16 protein-coding genes are annotated in these 17,115 nt (G+C 73.9%); 12 read left to right on the forward strand and 4 right to left on the reverse strand.

Annotated elements, in window-relative coordinates; translation table 11 throughout:
- The first annotated feature begins 106 nt into the window (after nt 1–106).
- Complete coding sequence (locus ACWPWV_RS12705) at nt 107–1,243, forward strand: branched-chain amino acid aminotransferase (protein ID WP_454043338.1); 1,137 nt, start codon at nt 107–109, stop codon at nt 1,241–1,243.
- Between the two features lie 82 nt (nt 1,244–1,325).
- On the opposite strand, the gene ACWPWV_RS12710 is transcribed toward ACWPWV_RS12705, so the two are convergent.
- Nucleotides 1,326–1,925, reverse strand: coding sequence for a hypothetical protein (locus ACWPWV_RS12710; RefSeq protein WP_454043339.1), 600 nt, complete (start codon nt 1,923–1,925; stop codon nt 1,326–1,328).
- A 340-nt stretch (nt 1,926–2,265) separates the two neighbouring features.
- Here ACWPWV_RS12710 and cimA point away from each other — a divergent pair, with 340 nt between their 5' ends.
- The 8 genes from cimA to murQ all read left to right on the forward strand — a co-directional run bounded on the left by cimA (nt 2,266) and on the right by murQ (nt 12,851).
- Nucleotides 2,266–3,924 carry a citramalate synthase gene (gene cimA / locus ACWPWV_RS12715; protein ID WP_454043340.1) on the forward strand — a complete coding sequence of 553 codons (1,659 nt, stop codon included), beginning with the start codon at nt 2,266–2,268 and terminating at the stop codon, nt 3,922–3,924.
- 336 nt (nt 3,925–4,260) lie between these two features.
- Nucleotides 4,261–5,310 carry a lipoate--protein ligase family protein gene (locus ACWPWV_RS12720; RefSeq protein WP_454043341.1) on the forward strand — a complete coding sequence of 350 codons (1,050 nt, stop codon included), beginning with the start codon at nt 4,261–4,263 and terminating at the stop codon, nt 5,308–5,310.
- A 275-nt stretch (nt 5,311–5,585) separates the two neighbouring features.
- Nucleotides 5,586–6,896, forward strand: a complete 1,311-nt coding sequence (locus ACWPWV_RS12725; RefSeq protein WP_454043342.1) for a sugar ABC transporter substrate-binding protein — start codon at nt 5,586–5,588, stop codon at nt 6,894–6,896.
- A gap of 109 nt (nt 6,897–7,005) precedes the next feature.
- Entirely contained in the window at nt 7,006–8,010 is a 1,005-nt protein-coding gene (locus ACWPWV_RS12730) for a carbohydrate ABC transporter permease (protein ID WP_454043343.1), read from the forward strand.
- 140 nt (nt 8,011–8,150) lie between these two features.
- A complete protein-coding gene (locus ACWPWV_RS12735) occupies nt 8,151–8,933 on the forward strand; it encodes a carbohydrate ABC transporter permease (RefSeq protein WP_454044535.1) in 783 nt (260 codons plus the stop codon).
- Complete coding sequence (locus ACWPWV_RS12740) at nt 8,930–10,627, forward strand: glycoside hydrolase family 3 N-terminal domain-containing protein (protein WP_454043344.1); 1,698 nt, start codon at nt 8,930–8,932, stop codon at nt 10,625–10,627. Before ACWPWV_RS12735 ends, ACWPWV_RS12740 begins: the two co-directional genes overlap by 4 nt.
- Nucleotides 10,624–11,904 carry an anhydro-N-acetylmuramic acid kinase gene (locus ACWPWV_RS12745; protein ID WP_454043345.1) on the forward strand — a complete coding sequence of 427 codons (1,281 nt, stop codon included), beginning with the start codon at nt 10,624–10,626 and terminating at the stop codon, nt 11,902–11,904. The genes ACWPWV_RS12740 and ACWPWV_RS12745 overlap by 4 nt, the downstream gene beginning before the upstream one ends.
- Nucleotides 11,901–12,851 (forward strand): N-acetylmuramic acid 6-phosphate etherase, encoded by a 951-nt coding sequence (gene murQ / locus ACWPWV_RS12750; protein WP_454043346.1) that lies wholly within the window; start codon nt 11,901–11,903, stop codon nt 12,849–12,851. The genes ACWPWV_RS12745 and murQ overlap by 4 nt, the downstream gene beginning before the upstream one ends.
- A 12-nt stretch (nt 12,852–12,863) precedes the next feature.
- On the opposite strand, the gene ACWPWV_RS12755 is transcribed toward murQ, so the two are convergent.
- Nucleotides 12,864–13,628, reverse strand: coding sequence for a YggS family pyridoxal phosphate-dependent enzyme (locus ACWPWV_RS12755; protein ID WP_454043347.1), 765 nt, complete (start codon nt 13,626–13,628; stop codon nt 12,864–12,866).
- Nucleotides 13,629–13,715: 87 nt separating this feature from the next.
- On the opposite strand from ACWPWV_RS12755, the gene ACWPWV_RS12760 reads away from it, so the two are divergent.
- On the forward strand, nt 13,716–14,114 hold the full coding sequence (locus tag ACWPWV_RS12760; RefSeq protein WP_454043348.1) for a YccF domain-containing protein: 399 nt from the start codon (nt 13,716–13,718) through the stop codon (nt 14,112–14,114).
- A gap of 4 nt (nt 14,115–14,118) precedes the next feature.
- On the opposite strand, the gene ybaK is transcribed toward ACWPWV_RS12760, so the two are convergent.
- Together ybaK and ACWPWV_RS12770 are read right to left on the reverse strand one after the other, a co-directional pair.
- Nucleotides 14,119–14,622, reverse strand: coding sequence for a Cys-tRNA(Pro) deacylase (gene ybaK / locus ACWPWV_RS12765; protein ID WP_454043349.1), 504 nt, complete (start codon nt 14,620–14,622; stop codon nt 14,119–14,121).
- Between the two features lie 35 nt (nt 14,623–14,657).
- Nucleotides 14,658–15,398: a VIT1/CCC1 transporter family protein gene (locus tag ACWPWV_RS12770; protein WP_454043350.1), complete on the reverse strand. Its 741-nt coding sequence runs from the start codon at nt 15,396–15,398 to the stop codon at nt 14,658–14,660.
- Between the two features lie 62 nt (nt 15,399–15,460).
- On the opposite strand from ACWPWV_RS12770, the gene ACWPWV_RS12775 reads away from it, so the two are divergent.
- Both ACWPWV_RS12775 and ACWPWV_RS12780 read left to right on the forward strand, forming a co-directional pair.
- Complete coding sequence (locus ACWPWV_RS12775) at nt 15,461–16,093, forward strand: N-acetyltransferase family protein (RefSeq protein WP_454043351.1); 633 nt, start codon at nt 15,461–15,463, stop codon at nt 16,091–16,093.
- A gap of 94 nt (nt 16,094–16,187) precedes the next feature.
- Nucleotides 16,188–17,069 (forward strand): GNAT family N-acetyltransferase, encoded by an 882-nt coding sequence (locus ACWPWV_RS12780; protein WP_454043352.1) that lies wholly within the window; start codon nt 16,188–16,190, stop codon nt 17,067–17,069.
- Nucleotides 17,070–17,115: the final 46 nt, after the last annotated feature.

Here is a 17,115-nt window from a genome sequence, read left to right on the forward strand (position 1 = left end):
GTTCTGACCCGGTGACGCCGTCCCGACGTCGTGCTGCCCGCACCGGGCGAGCCGTCGTGGAAAACTAGGCGGAGACCACCCGGGTCGCCAGGTGAAAGGCCTCATGATGAGCACCCCGCTTGCAGCGCAGCACCAGCCGTCCTCCTCGACGGAGGACCTCATCGCCCTGTTCGACGTCCGCCGCACCGATGCGCCCCGCCCGACGGCGGAGCGCGAGGCCGCCATCGCCGCTCCCAAGTTCGGCACGGTCTTCACCGACCACATGGCGCGGATCAGCTGGAACTCCACCGACGGGTGGGTCGACCGGCGCATCGAGAAGTACGGGCCGCTGCAGATCGACCCGGCGACCGCCGTCCTGCACTACGGGCAGGAGATCTTCGAGGGCATGAAGGCGTACCGGCACGCCGACGGGTCGGTGTGGACGTTCCGTCCCGAGGCGAACGCCGCCCGGTTCGCCCGCTCGGCGCACCGCCTCGCGCTGCCCGCGCTCTCCGTGGACGACTTCGTCGGCTCCGTCACGGCGCTCGTGCGCACCGACGTCGACTGGGTGCCCACGGGCGAGGAGGCGAGCCTGTACCTGCGTCCGTTCATGTACGCGTCGGAGGCCTTCCTCGGCGTGCGCCCCTCGCTCGAGGCCGAGTACCTGGTCATCGCGTCGCCCGTCGGTCCCTACTTCTCGGGTGGCGTGAAGCCCGTGTCGATCTGGGTGGACCGCGAGTACAGCCGTGCCGGTGCCGGCGGCACGGGAGCCGCGAAGTGCGGCGGGAACTACGCGTCGAGCCTCCTGCCGCAGGTGGTCGCGCAGCAGCACGGGTGCGAGCAGGTGTGCTTCCTCGACGCGAGCACGCGGACGTTCCTCGAGGAGCTCGGCGGCATGAACGTCTTCGTCGTGCGCGCCGACGGCTCCGTGGAGACGCCCGAGCTCAGCGGCTCGATCCTCGAGGGCGTCACGCGCTCGTCGATCATCCAGCTCCTCACGGACCGCGGCCACGAGGTCGTCGAGCGGCGCATCCCGCTGACGGACCTCCTCGACGGCATCCGCGACGGGTCGGTCACCGAGGTGTTCGCCTGCGGCACGGCGGCGGTCGTCACGCCGATCGGCCGGCTCGCCGGGTCCGACTTCGACGAGACCATCGCGAGCGGCGAGGCCGGCCAGCTGACCATGGCGATCCGGACGGAGCTCACCGACATCCAGACGGGTAGGTCGGCGGACCGGCACGGCTGGCTGCGCCGCCTCGCCTGACCGCTCTCCCCGCCCGTGCACGACGCCGGGGCGCGTCTCCCGCCGGAGGCGCGCCCCGGCGTCGTGCAGGGAGGGGCAGCCGTCAGACCGGCGGGCGTCGCACGATGGTGCGGCCCGCGACGCCCGCGAGCAGCGACCACACGGCGATCCCGATGAGCAGGTTGATGAGCCCCGAGAGCGCCGCGGCGGTCACGTCGCTCGACCACGCGAACGGCAGGACGGCGATCACGACGATGACGAGCGCCATGATCCAGCCGAAGAACGCGCGCGGCCGCGGCGTGCTGAGGATGAGCAGGTGGAGCAGCCCGGCGGCGAGGATCGCGAGGATCGCGCCGTCGATCGCCCAGGCCGCCTGCTGCGAGCCGGTCGAGAAGAGGTCGGGCGGCGGGACGAGCTCGATCGTGAAGATGCGCTCGAACACGAGGACGCCGATGAGGCCGATGAGCGCGGCGACCAGGGCGGTCGCGGCGGCGCCCGCCCAGAAGCGCCCGGCCTCGACCGTGAGGCGGGGGTCGGCGGGGCTCACCGTGCGCTGCGGTTCCGGGAACTCGGCGCGCGGGTCGTGCGTCGGCGGCAGCGCGGGGGGCTGTCCCGGCACCGGGGCGGCCGGCTGGACCGGCGGTTGTCCGTAGCGGCGGGTCTGGGGGTTCTGCGGGTCGTACCCGGGTGTCGGGTCGCTCATCGTCACTCCTCCGTCGGTCGCGTCGCTGCGCTGCTGCCCAGTGGGTGGACGCTCTCGTCCATCCTGTCGGACTGTGGCACGATGTGCCCTGTGACACACCTCGTCTCCCACCTCATTATCGAGTAGCGCGTCCGGAACCACTCACCGGACGCGCAGACCTCCCGCACCCTCGGGGGGTCTTTTTGTTGCCGGGCACCACCCCCGCCCGGCGGCACGGACGCCGGGCCCACCGCCTCACGAGGGCACGACCCGGCTCCCAGGGAACGGTGTCACGCGGCTCTCTCGGCGCCGCGCTGTCGGTGCCCCCGGCACCTCCCGACGAACGGCAGGAAGTAGCACGATGACCTCGGTGACGACCCCCGCGACCGGCCCCCGCAGGCCCCGGGTCTTCCACGTCTACGACACGACCCTGCGTGACGGCGCGCAGCAGGAGGGCATGAACCTCTCCGTCGCGGACAAGCTCGCGATCGCGCCGCTGCTGGACGAGCTGGGCGTCGGGTTCGTCGAGGGCGGCTGGCCCGGTGCCGTGCCGAAGGACACGGAGTTCTTCCGGCGCGCCGCCAAGGAGCTGCACCTGAAGCACGCGGTGCTCGCCGCGTTCGGGGCCACGCGCAAGGCCGGGCTGCGCGCCTGGGACGACCCGCAGGTCCGGGCGCTGGTCGACTCCGAGGCTCCGGTCGTCACCCTCGTCGCCAAGTCGGACGTCCGGCACGTCGAGCGCGCGCTGCGCACGACGACCGACGAGGGGCTCGCGATGATCACCGACACCGTGTCGTTCCTCGTGGGCGAGGGGCGCCGCGTCGTCGTCGACGCCGAGCACTTCTTCGACGGCTACCGCCACGACCCGGCCTTCACGCGCGCCGCCGTGCAGGCGGCGTTCGACGCCGGCGCCGAGGTCGTCGCCCTGTGCGACACCAACGGCGGCATGCTGCCCACCTGGGTCGGCGAGATCGTCACGGAGCTGCGCGACGCCGTCGGGCTCGTGCACGGGCGCGACGCGCTCCCGGGAGACCCGCTGCTCGGGATGCACGCGCACAACGACTCGGGCTGCGCCGTCGGGAACACCCTCGCCGCCGTCGAGGCAGGCGCCGCGCACGTCCAGGGAACGGTCAACGGGTACGGCGAGCGGACGGGCAACGTCGAGCTCCTGACCGTCGTCGCGAACCTCGAGATCAAGCACGGCCTCCGCACGCTCGCCGGGGACGGGCTCGAGGAGGCGACGCGCATCGCGCACGCCGTCTCCGAGATCACCAACATCTCGCCCTACGCGCGCCAGCCGTACGTCGGCGCCAGCGCGTTCGCGCACAAGGCCGGCCTGCACGCGAGCGCGATCAAGGTCGACCCCGACCTCTACCAGCACATCGACCCGACCGCCGTCGGCAACGACATCCGCATGCTCATCTCCGACATGGCCGGCCGCGCGTCGATCGAGCTCAAGGGCCGCGAGCTCGGGTTCGACCTCTCGGGCCAGGGCGAGCTGCTCTCCCGGGTGACCAACCGTGTCAAGGACGACGAGGCGAACGGCTACACCTACGAGGCCGCCGACGCGTCCTTCGAGCTCCTCCTGCGCGAGGAGATGACCGGGGAGCGGCCGGGCTACTTCCGCGTCGAGAGCTGGCGCACGATCGTCGAGCGCGCCGGCTCCCGCGGGACCGAGGCCACGGCGGAGGCCACCGTCAAGCTGCACGCCGGCGGCGAGCGCATCGTCACGACCGGCGAGGGCAACGGCCCCGTCAACGCGCTCGACCACGCGCTGCGGCTCGCGCTCACCCGCGTCTACCCCGAGATCGAGGAGTTCGAGCTCATCGACTTCAAGGTGCGCATCCTCGACACCGAGCAGGGGACCGACGCGATCACGCGCGTGCTCATCGAGACGACCGACGGCGCGTCGTCGTGGTCCACCGTCGGGGTCGGCCCGAACCTCATCGAGGCGGCGTGGGAGGCGTTGACGGACTCGGCGATCTTCGGGCTCGTGCATGCGGGGGTCGAGCCCCGCTGAGGTCGCGTGGGTTCGTGTGCGGGGTCCGCGGGTGGGCCTTCGCGGGCGGGTCGCGGGGGTGGGCCTTCGCGGGCGGGCGTCCGCGGGTGGGCCTCCGCGGGCGGGGTCGCGGGTCTACCATCCGGCCGCTCGTGCCTCGCGGCCTCCCGCCAGACCCGCCACGACCCGCGACCCCGCCCGCTCCGGCACGCCCGCTCCGGCCCGCCCGCTCCGGCCCGCCCGCTCCGGCCCGCCCGCTCGTGCGCCGTCTCGCCGTCTCGGAGGTGGTACCGCGGTAGCGCGAGGTTGTACCGACGTCGGCCGCCGGGTCTGTCGTGGCGGGCTTAGGCTGGGCGGGTGCGTGGTGAGTACAAGGTCCCCGGTGGCAAGCTCGTGGCGGTCGACGTCGAGGTGGAGGAGGGGCGGCTCGCCCGCGTCGCGGTGAGCGGCGACTTCTTCCTCGAGCCCGACGACGCGCTCGAGGACATCGACGGTGCGCTGACGGGGATGCCGGAGACGGCGACCGTGACACAGCTCGCGAGCGCCGTCCAGGGCGTGATCGGCGACGGCGTGACGATGGTCGGGTTCTCGCCCGAGGCCGTGGCGATCGCGGTGCGCCGCGCGCTCGGCCACGCGACGGGCTGGCACGACCACGAGTTCGAGGTGGTCCACGAGGGGCCCGAGAGCCCGGCGATGCACCTCGCGCTCGACCAGGTGCTGACCGAGGAGCTGGACGCGGGTCGGCGCGGCCCGACGCTGCGGATCTGGGAGTGGGCCTCGCCCGCCGTGATCATCGGCTCGTTCCAGTCGTTGCGGAACGAGGTCGACCTCGAGGGTGCCGAGCGCCACGGCGTCACGGTGGTGCGCCGGATCTCCGGGGGTGGAGCGATGTTCGTCGAGCCCGGGAACACCATCACGTACTCGCTGTACGTGCCGGCGTCGCTCGTCGAAGGGCTGAGCTTCGAGCGGTCCTACGCGTTCCTCGACGACTGGGTGCTCGGCGCGCTCGCCGACGTCGGCGTGGAGGCGACGTACAAGCCGCTCAACGACATCGCGTCACCGGCGGGCAAGATCGCCGGGGCGGCGCAGAAGCGCCTGCGCGGGGGAGCGGTGCTCCACCACGTGACGATGGCGTACGACATCGACGCCGACAAGATGACCGAGGTCCTGCGCATCGGGCGCGAGAAGCTCTCCGACAAGGGCACGAAGAGCGCGAACAAGCGGGTCGACCCGGTGCGCTCGCAGACGGGCATGGCACGCGAGGACGTGATCGAGGCGTTCAAGGCGCACTTCCGCTCCCGGTACCGCACGGTCGACGGCAAGGTCACGCCCGAGGAGCGCGCGCTCGCCGAGGAGCTGGCCCGGACGAAGTTCTCGACGCCGGAGTGGACCGCGCGCGTCCCGTGACGCCCGTCCCGTGACGCGCGCCCCGCGGGCGCACCACGTCGCGGACCGCGGTCCGACCGCGTCCGACCCGGCCGTCCCGTGCGGGGTCGGTGAGGTCAAGATCCTGCAACATCTCGCGAGACGGCTTCCGTTCGCGGCGGTGTGGCAGTAATCTCCACACATACGCCCAGCGATGGAACTTAGTTTCACGCCTCGCAGCCTGCCAGCTCGAGGCTCACCAGGGCACACGAACCGGCCGTCTCCCCAGCGGCCGACCAGAAAGGAAGTGTCACGGCATGCAGCGACGCAGCACGGTGGCCGTCACGGGCACCCTCCTCCTCGCACTCGGGCTGTCCGCGTGCGGCGGGTCGGACGGCGGCGGTGACGCGGACGGCTCCGCGGACTCCGGCTCCGGCGACTTCACGGGCGAGACCCTCACCGTCTGGATCATGGAGGGCACCAACCCCGACGCGGACGCGTTCTTCGACGAGGTGACGACCGCTTTCAAGGACGAGACGGGCGCCGACCTCCAGATCGAGTTCCAGCCGTGGGCCAGCGCCCACGACAAGTTCACGACCTCCATCGCGGGTGGTACCACGCCCGACGTGGCCGAGGTCGGCACCACGTGGACCGGAGAGTTCGCCGAGGTCGGCGCTCTGGCGGACCTCACCGACCGGATCTCCGAGGCCGGGCTCGAGGACGACCTCGTGCCGGGGCTGCTCGAGTCGGCGACCCTCGACGGCGGCATCTACGGCATGCCGTGGTACGCGGGCGTCCGGTCGATCGTCTACCGCACCGACCTGTTCGAGGCCGCGGGCATCGAGCCCCCGACCTCGTGGGACGGGCTCGTCGAGGCCGCCGACGCGCTGAAGGCCGCGAACCCGGAGATCATCCCGTTCCCCGTCGCGGGTGACAGCCAGTACGGCGCGATGCCGTTCATCTGGGGCGCGGGCGGCGACCTCGCGACGCAGGACGGCGACACCTGGACGTCGGAGATCAGCTCTCCCGCGTCGGTCGAGGGCCTCGAGTTCTACACCGGCCTCGCGACGGAGCACGACTTCTCGACCGCTGCGGCCACCACGTGGAAGGAGACCGACCTCCTCGCGGCGTTCGAGCAGGGGCAGGTCGGCATGATGATCTCGGGATCGTGGACGCCGGGCAAGATCCTGGCCGACGTCCCCGAGATGGAGGGCAAGATCGGTGCCTTCCCGATCCCCGGCCAGACCGAGGGCCTGTCCGACTCGTTCCTCGGGGGCTCGCACCTCGGCGTCTTCGCGGAGAGCGACAAGCAGGACCTCGCCTGGGAGTTCGTCGAGATGATGTCGACGGGCGACTTCGCCGAGGAGTGGGGACAGCAGTCCGGCTACTTCCCGGGCCAGACGTCGCTGCTGGAGAACGTCATCGCCGAGGACGACCCGCTGGTGGCGCCCTTCGCCGAGCAGATGGTCGAGGCCGGCCGGTCCGTGCCGGTGACGCCGCTGTACGGGCAGATCCAGGGCAAGAAGACCCTGGAGACGATGCTGCAGTCGATCCTCTCGGGCAGCGCGAGCGTCCAGGAGGCGGCGGACACCGCCGCCGCCGACATGGACGAGACGTTCGGTTCCTGACCGGACGCGACCGACGCCGGGCCGCGGTGACCCCGCGGCCCGGCGCCACGTCCGGCGGCCGCCCCGCCCCAGCACGCTCGCCCGCACGAACGACACGCAAGGACGACCCATGGCAGACCTGAGAGCCGCTCCCGGCGCCTCGGTGGACCCGGCAGGACCGGGAGCGCCGGTGGCGTCGGCCACCACCACGACCCGCCCCGCGAGACGCCGCCCGGTACTGGGCCACCGGTCCGCGCTGCGTCCCTGGCTGCTGCTCGGCCCCGCCCTCGTCGTGCTCGGCGTGCTGCTCCTGTGGCCGCTCGTGCGCGTCGTGCTGCTGTCCCTCCAGGACTACGGGCTCCGGCAGATCGCGAGCGGCGAGTCCAACTGGATCGGGCTGCAGAACTACGCCGACATCCTCGGCGACAGCTACCTGTGGACCGTGGTCCTGCCGAACACCGTGCTCTTCGCGCTGGCGTGCGTGGTGCTCACGGTCGTCCTCGGGACGGCGGTCGCGCTGTTCCTCAACACGCTCGGACCGGTGTGGAGGGGCGTCGGCGCGACGGCGATCATGGTCGCCTGGGCCGTGCCCGCGATCACCGGCACGTACGTGTGGATCTGGATCTTCGACCCGCTCAACGGTCTCGTGGCCTCCGTCCTCGAGGGCGTCGGAGCGATCGAGCCCGGGACGGTGAACTGGTTCACCGAGCGCCTGTCGTTCTACGCGATCGCGACGCTCAACGTCGTGCACCACGGCTTCCCGTTCGTCGCGATCACGGTGCTCGCCGGCCTCATGACCATCCCGCACGAGCTGCACGAGGCCGCCAAGGTCGACGGCGCCTCGGCGTGGCGCCGGTTCTGGTCCATCACCGCGCCGATCCTGCGCCCGGTGTTCGCCGTCGTGACGATCCTGTCGACCATCTGGGACTTCAAGGTCTTCACGCAGATCTACCTCATGCCCGGCGGCAACGGCGGCAACAAGGACGTGTTCAACCTCGGCGTGTGGTCGTACATCGAGTCGTTCGCGCAGGGCAAGTACGGCATGGGCTCGGCGATCGCCGTCCTCCTCACGCTCATCCTGCTCGGCATCACCCTCGTGTACATGCGCACCCTGTTCAAGGAGGAGGAGCTGTGAGCGCCCCGACCCTCGACCGTGGCACGGCCTCCCACGGCGCCGGCAGCACCGGCAGCACCGACGGCCCGGGCTCGCGGACCCCTCAGGTCCTGCGCGCGCACCGCCGCCGACCCGGCGCCGCCGGCGCGAAGACCGCCGGCATGGTCGCGCTGCTGCTCTTCTCGCTCTTCCCCGCGTACTGGATGTTCTCGTCCGCGATCGACCCGGAGGCGGCGACGCGCGGCGCCCGGCTGCTGCCGGCGGGCGTCACCTGGGACAACTTCCGCACGGTGATCGACGACGGCGGCTTCGGCCAGTACCTGCGCAACTCGGTGCTCGTCGCGGTCGGGACCGTGCTCGCGTCGTCGATCATCGCGCTGCTCGCGGCCGTCGCGGTCAGCCGTTTCCGCTTCCGGTTCCGCCGGTCGATGCTCGTGCTGATCCTCATGGTGCAGATGGTGCCGCTCGAGGCGCTGGTCATCCCGCTGTTCCTCCAGATGCGCACCCTCAACATGCTGAACTCGCTGCTCGGCCTGACGATCGTCTACCTGGCCTTCGCGCTGCCGTTCGCGATCTGGACGCTGCGCGGGTTCGTCGCGGCGGTGCCGGTCGAGCTCGAGGAGGCCGCCTACCTCGACGGCGCGTCGTGGGGCCGCATGTTCTGGAAGATCCTCGTGCCGCTCGTCGCTCCCGGCGTCGTCGCGACGAGCGTCTTCTCCTTCATCACCGCGTGGAACGAGTTCATCTTCGCGCTGACCTTCCTCCAGCAGTCGAGCAAGTACACGGTGCCGATCGGCCTGCAGAAGTTCTTCGGGGAGAACACCACCGACTGGGGCGCGGTGATGGCCGCGTCGACGATCATCACGCTGCCCGTGCTGATCTTCTTCGTGCTCGTCCAGCGCAACCTGTCGTCGGGCCTGACCGCGGGCTCGGTGAAGGGATGAGCGCCCCGACCGCGGACGACGTCGTCCGCGCCGTGAACGGCGTCCTCCTCCCGGGCTTCACGGGCACCCAGGAGCCGCCCGCGTGGCTGGTCGACGCCGCTCGGCACGGCCTCGCGGGCGTGCTCTGCTTCGGGCACAACACGCCCGACGTCGCGACCACCGCGCGCCTGTCGGCGCGCCTGCGCGAGGTCGCGCCCGACCTCCTGGTCGCCGTCGACGAGGAGGGCGGGGACGTCTCCCGGCTGGAGGCGGTCACCGGGTCGAGCATCCCGGGCAGCGCGGCGCTCGGCGTCGTGGACGACGTCGCGCTCACCGAGACGGTCGGCCGGGCGCTCGGGCGCCTGCTCTCGGCGACGGGCGTCGACCTCGACCTCGCGCCCGACCTGGACGTGAACTCCGACCCCGACAACCCCGTCATCGGCGTGCGTTCGTTCGGCGCCGACCCGGCGCTCGTCGCGCGGCACGGGGCGGCCTTCGTCCGCGGGCTGCACGCCGGCGGGGCCGGGGCGTGCGGCAAGCACTTCCCGGGGCACGGCGCGACGAACGTGGACTCGCACCTGTCCCTCCCGGTCGTCGACGCGAGCCTCGCCGAGCTCCGGGCGCGCGACCTGCCGCCGTTCGCCGCGACCGTCGGGGAGTCCGCCGCGCCCGAGGAGCGGCTCGACGCGGTGATGACGGCGCACGTCGTCGTCCCGGCGCTCGGGACCCTGCCCGGGACGCTCGAGCCCGCCGTGGCGGACCTGGCCCGGTCGTTGGGGTTCGACGGCCCGATCGTCACCGACGCGCTCGACATGGGCGCGCTCGCGGCGCACGCGGGCGGTGCGGACCCGGGCGGCCCGGAGCGCGCCGGCGTCGGGGCGGCGCCCCACGACGTCGGCGAGCTGGCCGTCCGCGCGATCGAGGGCGGCGCCGACCTCCTGTGCCTCGGCACGACGGTGGGCCGCGACGACGAGACGCTGTTCCGGCAGGCGCAGGACGCGCTCGTCCGTGCGGTGGAGTCGGGCCGCGTGACCGTCGACCGCCTGCGCGAGTCCGCCACCCGCACGGCACGGACCCTCGCGGCGACCCGTGCGCGCCAGGCCGCGTCCGGCGTCGTGTGCTCTCCCGCGGCGGCGCTCGAGGCGCTCGCCGACCTCGAGGCCGTGGGGGCGGACGCCGCCGCGCGCGCCGTGCGCGTGACGACCGGGCCTGCGGGAGGCACCTCGCCGCTCCCGCTGACCGGGGCGCCCGACGTCGTCGACCTGCGGGTGCGCTTCGACCACGCCGCAGGGCGCACCGCGCAGCACGTGCAGCGCGCGCTGGACGAGGCGTTCGGCACCGGCGCCGTGCGGCACCTGCGGCCCGCGGACGAGGAGAGCTGGGCCCGGACGCTCGACGCGGTCGGCGCGTCCGACCGCCCGCTCGTCGTGCTCACGCGCGAGCCGCTCCCGGGCTCGCGAGAGCGCGCACGTCTCGACGCGCTCCTCGCCGCCCGGCCCGGGCTGGTCGTCCTGCACACCGGGTTCCCCGGAGCGGTCGACCAGTGGTTCGGCGCCGCCGCGGGCGTGCGGCCCGCTGCGGTCGTCGTCGCGTGCGGGACCGGGCGCGCGAACGCGCGCGCCGCCGTCGCGCTGCTCGCTGGTCCGGCGACAGGTGGTGCGGCAGGAAGGGCGGCACGGACCGCCGTCCGGCCCGAGGCGGAGGTGACCGGATGATCGTCCTCGGCCTGTCGTCCGGCACGTCGGTCGACGCGATCGACGCCGCCGCGGCCGACTTCTCGCTGGGCGTCGACGGTGTGCTGCGCATGCGCGCGCTCGGTCACACCGAGTACCCGTGGCCCGCCGTGCTGCGCGAACGCATCCTCAAGGCGCTGCCGCCGGCCGCCGTCGACGTCGCGGAGGTCGCGCAGCTCGACACCCTCATCGGCCAGGAGCTGGGCCGCGCCGGGCGCCGGGCGATCGACGACGTCGCCGGCGGGGACGCCGACCTCGTCGCCTCGCACGGGCAGACGATCTACCACTGGGTCGTCGGGGCGAGGACGCGCGGGACGCTCCAGCTCGGCAACGCCGCCTGGATCGCCGAGCACGTCAAGCGGCCGGTGGTCAGCGACTTCCGCGTCGCCGACGTCGCGGCCGGGGGGCACGGCGCGCCGCTCGTCAGCGTGCTCGACGCGCTGTGGCTCGGGAGCGACCCCGCCGCGCCGGACGACGGCCTCACGGCGGCGCTCAACGTCGGCGGCATCGCGAACGTCACGCTCGTCGGGCGGGTCGACGACCCGGTGACGGGCTGGGACACCGGGCCGGGCAACTGCCTGCTCGACGTCGCGGTCGCCGCGCTGACGGAGGGGCGTCTCGCCTACGACCGCGACGGAGCGCTCGCCGCGCAGGGCACGGTGGACGAGGTGGCGCTCGCGGCGCTGCTCGACGACCCGTACTTCTCCGCGCCCGCGCCGAAGTCCACGGGGCGCGAGCTGTTCGACGGCACGTACGTCCCGCGGCGCCTCGCCGCGGTGCGGCCCGACCTCACGGGGCCGGACCTCGTCGCGACGCTCACCGAGCTCACGGCCGTGAGCGTCGCCGACGCGCTCGCCGGGCACGACGTGCGACGCGTCGTCGTCTCCGGTGGCGGCGCGCGCAACCCCGTCCTGCTCGACCGGCTGCGGGCGGCGCTGGACGCCCGGGTCGGGCCGGGCTGCGCGGTCGTGACGGCCGACGCGCTCGGGCTGCCGGTCGACGCCAAGGAGGCCTACCTCTTCGCGCTGCTCGGGTTCCTCTCCGCGCACGGGCTGCCGGGCACCGCCCAGGGCGAGCACCGGCGCCGCGCCACGGGGGCGCGACGCGGCGTCGTGCTCGGGTCGCTCACGCCGCCGGGTCCGCTCCCGTGGCCCGCCGCGACGACGCCGGTGCGCCGGCTGGTCCTCGCCAACACGCCGCGGTCACTCCCGCGGGAACGGGGCCCCGTCCCGGGCCCCACGAAGGGAAGCACCCCATGACCGAGCCCACGACGACCACCGAGGACTGGCACGACCTGCTGCGTCTCGCGTCGCCGACCGAGGAGCGCAACCCGCGCACCACGGACGTCGACCTCCTGCCCACGGCGGACGTCGTGCGCCGCATCACCGACGAGGACGCGACCGTCGCCGACGCCGTGCGCGCGCAGCGCGACCGGATCGCCGAGGCGGTCGACCTCGCGGTCGAGGCGCTGCGGGCCGGCGGACGCGTGCACTACGTGGGGTCCGGGACGTCGGGTCGGCTCGGCGTGCTCGACGCCGTCGAGCTGCTGCCGACCTACGGCGTGGGGGAGGAGTGGTTCGTCGCGCACCTCGCGGGCGGTGTCGGGGCCATGATGCTCGCGGTCGAGGGGGCGGAGGACGACGTCGACCTGGGCCGGCAGGACGTGGACGAGGTCGGCCCGCACGACGTCGTGGTCGGGCTCGCGGCGAGCGGCCGCACGCCCTACGTGCGCGGCGCGCTCGACGTGGCGCGCGAGCGCGGCGCGCGGACCGTGCTCGTCTCGGCGAACCCGCGCGCGACGCTCGCGCGCGACGTCGACGTCGCGATCCTCGTCGACACGGGTCCCGAGGTGGTCACCGGCTCGACCCGCATGAAGGCGGCGACCGCGCAGAAGCTCGTGCTCAACACGTTCTCCACCGCGACGATGATCCGGCTCGGCAAGACGTACTCGAACCTCATGATCGACGTGCGGCCGACCAACCAGAAGCTGCGCGCGCGCATCGTGCGCATGCTCGTCCAGGCGACGGGGCTCGAGCCCGAGGCGTGCGAGGACGTGCTGCACGCGGCCGACGGCGAGGTGCACGTCGCCCTCGTCATGCTGCTCGCCGGAGCGGACGCCGGGACGGCGCGCGACGCGCTGCGCGGCGACGGCGTGGGCGGCGTGCGCGACGCCCTCGCCCGGCTGGGCGCCCTGCCCGCGCGCTGACGCTCCCGCGTCCTAGCTCGGCGGCCGCGGCGGGGTAGGACGCGGACCGAACACGGCCGTGCCGACGCGCACGACCGTCGCCCCCTCGGCGATCGCGACCTCCAGGTCACCGCTCATGCCCATCGAGAGCTCGCGGGCGCCCGACGTCCCGGGCGCGCCGGAGCCGAGCACGGTGTCCCGCACGGCGCGCAGCCGCGCGAACCCCGCACGCACGAGCGCCTCGTCGGGGGAGTTCGCGCCGATCGTCATGAAACCCGTGAGCCGCAGTCCCGGGAGGGCCGCGACGTCGTGCGCGAGGCGCGGGGCGTCGTCGGTCAGCACGCCCGACTTGGACGCCTCGCCCGAGACGTTGACCTGCACCATGACGTCGAGCGTGCGGTGGTCGCGCGCGCAGCGGGCCGACAGCGCCTCCGCGAGCTCGAGCGAGTCCACGCTCTCGACGCCCGCCGCCGTCGCGAGCACCTGGTTCACCTTGTTGCGCTGCAGGTGGCCGATCATGTGCACGTCCACCCGACCGGCGGCGACGACGTCCGCAAGGTCCGGCGCCTTCGCCACGAGCTCCTGGACCCGGTTCTCGCCGACGAGGTCGACACCCGCCTCGACGACGGCGCGGACGGCCTCGGCCGGCTGCGTCTTCGTCGCGACGAGGAGCCGGACCTCCGACGGCTCGCGCCCGGCCGCGCGGGCCGCGGCACCGATCCGGGAGCGCACCACGTCGAGGTTCCGCGCGACGCGCCCGGCGAGATCGAGGGACGTGGAGGGGACGGCGTCGGGCATGCTGCCAGTCTAGGTTCGGCGGGACCGGGGTCGAGGTCAGGGGGTTCCCGGATCCGCCGGCCGGGCGTGGTGCGCGAGGATGGCCCGGTGAAGACCCTGCTCAACATCATCTGGCTCGTGCTCGCCGGCTTCTGGCTCGCCCTGGGCTACGTCGCCGCGGGCATCGTCTGCTGCGTACTCGTGATCACGATCCCGTTCGGCATCGCCTCGTTCCGGATCGCCGGGTATGCCCTGTGGCCGTTCGGGCGCACGGTCGTCGACAAGCCCACGGCCGGTGCGTGGTCGACCATCGGCAACGTCGTCTGGGTGATCGTCGCGGGCATCTGGCTCGCGATCGGGCACGTGCTCACGGCGATCCCGCTGTTCGTGTCGATCATCGGCATCCCGCTGGGCATCGCGAACCTCAAGATGATCCCGGTCTCGCTCCTGCCGCTGGGCAAGGAGATCGTGCCGACCGACGCCCCGTTCGCGGCCTACGGCCGCTGATCGTCTACCTCGCGACGGGGGCCGTGGTGCCGCCCGTCAGGCGGAGCAGGTCCGCGGGGGAGAGGCCGACGTCGAGGCCGCGCCGCCCGCCCGAGACGTAGACGACGTCGAACCCGAGCGCGCTCTCGTCGAGCACGGTGCGGTGGTGCTGCTTCTGCCCGAGCGGCGAGATCCCGCCCACGACGTACCCCGTCGCGCGCTCGGCGACCGTGGGCTCGGCCATCGTCGCCTTCTTGCCGCCCGCGGCGTGCGCGAGCGCCTTGAGGTCGAGCTGACGGTCGACCGGCACGATCCCGACGACGAGCGGACCGCCGTCGACCACGGCGAGCAGCGTCTTGAACACCTGTTCCGGTGCGGCGCCGATCGCCGCGGCGGCCTCCATCCCGTAGCTCAGGTCGCTCGACGGGTCGTGCTCGTACGGGTGCAGCGTGTACGCGACCCCCTCGCGCTCGAGGAGGACGACGGCGGGCGTCCCGGCGTGCGCGGACGGCTTCGACTTCTTGGCCACGGCCCGATTGTGCCGCAGCGAGGACGGCGGTGCCGCTAGACGTTCACGTCGACGAGCGAACCGATCCCGTAGGTGACGGCCATCGCGAGCGCGCCGCCGACGACGGTCCGGACCGTGGCGCGCCGGGTCGGGGCCTGGCCCAGCCGGGCGGACCCCCAGCCCGTGAGGACGAGGGCGAGGACGACCGCGACGAAGGTCACCGGGACGCGCCACGGCGCCGGCGCCAGGAGGACGGCCGCGAGCGGGAGCAGCCCGCCGACCGTGAACGAGACGACCGAGGCGCCTGCGGCCTCCCAGGGGCTCGTCAGCTCGTCCGGGTCGAGGTGCAGCTCGGCGTCGGCGTGCGCGGCGAGCGCGTCGCGCTCCGTGAGCTGGACGGCCACCTCGCGCGCGAGGTCCGGCGTGAGCCCTTTCGCCTCGTAGAGCCCGGCGAGCTCGTCGAGCTCCTGGTCGGGCATCTCCGCGAGCTCGCGGCGCTCCGTGGCGAGCAGCGCCCTCTCCGTGTCGCGCTGCGTGCTCACCGACACGTACTCGCCCGCGGCCATCGAGAGCGCCCCGGCGAGGAGCGCCGCGCCGCCGGCCGTCGCGATGACCGGGATGGACGTGCTCGTCGCCGCGACCCCGACGACGACGCCGGCGGTCGACACGATCCCGTCGTTCGCCCCGAGCACCCCGGCCCGCAGGCGGTTGAGCCGGCTGCCCGTGCTCTCCCGGTCGTGCGGCTCGCCGGTGTGCGGCATGCCGCTGCCGGCACCGGGGGGTGCGACGTCGTCCATGGGGCCACGGTAGGTGCTGCGCCACCGGGCCCGTGGGGGACGCGCGGCGTAGCGTCGACCTCGTGACGAGAGCGACCGTGCCGCAGGGCGTCGTCGACGTGCGGCCAGCGAACGAGGCGAGCTGGGACGACCTCGTCGCCGTGTTCGGGGACCGGGGCTACCCGGCGACGTGCTGGTGCCAGCGGCAGGTGCTCGGCGATCGCGCCTGGTACGCCACCCCGCCCGAGGAGCGCGCCCGGCTCCTGCACGAGCAGACGAGCTGTGACGACCCCGACGCCCCCGCGACGAGCGGCCTCGTGGCCTCCCTCGACGGCGAGCCCGCGGGGTGGGTCGCGGTCGGGCCCCGTCCGTCGTTCCGGCGCCTGCGGGGCAGCCCGGTCCCGTGGAAGGGTCGCCCGGCGGGCGGCGAGCAGGTCAAGGACGATCCCGAGGTGTGGGCCGTCGCGTGCTTCGTCGTCCGTGCCGGGTTCCGCGGGCTCGGCCTCACCTACGACCTCGCGCGCGCGGCGGTGGCCTTCGCGCGCGAGCGCGGCGCGGCGGCCGTCGAGGGGTACCCGATCCTCGACCCGTCCGGGGCGCCGATCACGTGGGGCGAGAACTCGGTCGGCAGCGTGCAGGCGTTCAGGGCCGCGGGCCTCGTGGAGGTCGCGCGCCCGACGACGCGGCGCCGGGTCATGCGTCTCGACCTGCGCTGAGCGTGCGTCGCGGGTGGCGACCGGTCACGCCGGTGGTCGTCGAGTCGCGCAAATCGGGGCGCGGGCCGACCTCGCCCTGGTGTGTGATCGGTGCATGACGATCGTGACGGGCACCCCGGACGTCGACGACCTCGGGGAGGTGGTCGACGTCCTGCGGTCGTGGCAGGACGACGACGAGCCGTTCCAGCTGCACCCCGGCGACCTCGGGTGGTTCTGGCGGTTCGGGGCCGACGCGACGGCCGAGGCCGTCCGGACGTGGCGCCGGGACGAACGGGTGGTCGCCGTCGGGCTGCTCGACGGCCCGGACCTGCTCCGCGTGGCGGTCGCTCCCGACGCGCTGGGGGACGTGGCGCTGGCCGAGCGGCTCGTCGAGGACGTGGCGCACCCCGCGCGCGGCGTGCTGGGTGAGGGAGCGGCGTCGGTCGAGGCGCCCGTCGGGGCGCTGGTCGACGCGCACCTGGCCGCCGCCGGATGGCGTGCCGACGAGCCGTGGGCGGTGCTGCGCCGGGATCTCGCCGCGCCGGTGGAGGACCCGGGGATCCGGGTCGAGGACGTGGGTCCGGACCGGGCATCCGTGTGGACCGACGTGCTGCGCGCGGCGTTCGACGGGTCGACGTCCACGGACGAGCGCTGGCACGCGATGGCGGCCGGGCTGCCCTTCACCGACGCACGGTGCCTCGTCGCGTACGACGGCCCGGGGTCGGCGGTGGCGGTCGTGGCGGTGTGGTCGGCCGGCCCCGGTCGGCCCGGTCTGGTCGAGCCGATGGGCGTGCACCGCGACCACCGCGGTCACGGCTACGGCCGGGCGGTGACGACCGCAGCGGCGGTCGCCCTCCGCGGGCTGGGCGCGTCGAGCGCCGTCGTGGCGACCCCGAGCTCCAACCTCGCTGCCGTCGCGACCTACTCGTCCGCCGGGTTCCGGCATCTGCCCGAGCGGCGGGACCGTCGCCGCGACGACGGTGCGGGGCCCACGTGACGCCCTTGACGGTCTTCGGTGTGGCCTCGGGCTGCTGCCCGTCGCG

This window comes from Cellulosimicrobium sp. Marseille-Q8652 (assembly GCF_965112045.1).

What these genes read in the sequence shown, in the direction of transcription:
- ACWPWV_RS12705 (WP_454043338.1), top strand. Translation starts at nt 107, where the DNA reads ATGAGCACCCCGCTTGCAGCGCAGCACCAGCCGTCCTCCTCGACGGAG.
- ACWPWV_RS12710 (WP_454043339.1), bottom strand. Translation starts at nt 1,925, where the DNA reads ATGAGCGACCCGACACCCGGGTACGACCCGCAGAACCCCCAGACCCGC.
- cimA (WP_454043340.1), top strand. Translation starts at nt 2,266, where the DNA reads ATGACCTCGGTGACGACCCCCGCGACCGGCCCCCGCAGGCCCCGGGTC.
- ACWPWV_RS12725 (WP_454043342.1), top strand. Translation starts at nt 5,586, where the DNA reads ATGCAGCGACGCAGCACGGTGGCCGTCACGGGCACCCTCCTCCTCGCA.
- ACWPWV_RS12730 (WP_454043343.1), top strand. Translation starts at nt 7,006, where the DNA reads ATGGCAGACCTGAGAGCCGCTCCCGGCGCCTCGGTGGACCCGGCAGGA.
- ACWPWV_RS12735 (WP_454044535.1), top strand. Translation starts at nt 8,151, where the DNA reads ATGGTCGCGCTGCTGCTCTTCTCGCTCTTCCCCGCGTACTGGATGTTC.
- ACWPWV_RS12740 (WP_454043344.1), top strand. Translation starts at nt 8,930, where the DNA reads ATGAGCGCCCCGACCGCGGACGACGTCGTCCGCGCCGTGAACGGCGTC.
- ACWPWV_RS12745 (WP_454043345.1), top strand. Translation starts at nt 10,624, where the DNA reads ATGATCGTCCTCGGCCTGTCGTCCGGCACGTCGGTCGACGCGATCGAC.
- murQ (WP_454043346.1), top strand. Translation starts at nt 11,901, where the DNA reads ATGACCGAGCCCACGACGACCACCGAGGACTGGCACGACCTGCTGCGT.
- ACWPWV_RS12755 (WP_454043347.1), bottom strand. Translation starts at nt 13,628, where the DNA reads ATGCCCGACGCCGTCCCCTCCACGTCCCTCGATCTCGCCGGGCGCGTC.
- ACWPWV_RS12770 (WP_454043350.1), bottom strand. Translation starts at nt 15,398, where the DNA reads ATGGACGACGTCGCACCCCCCGGTGCCGGCAGCGGCATGCCGCACACC.
- ACWPWV_RS12780 (WP_454043352.1), top strand. Translation starts at nt 16,188, where the DNA reads ATGACGATCGTGACGGGCACCCCGGACGTCGACGACCTCGGGGAGGTG.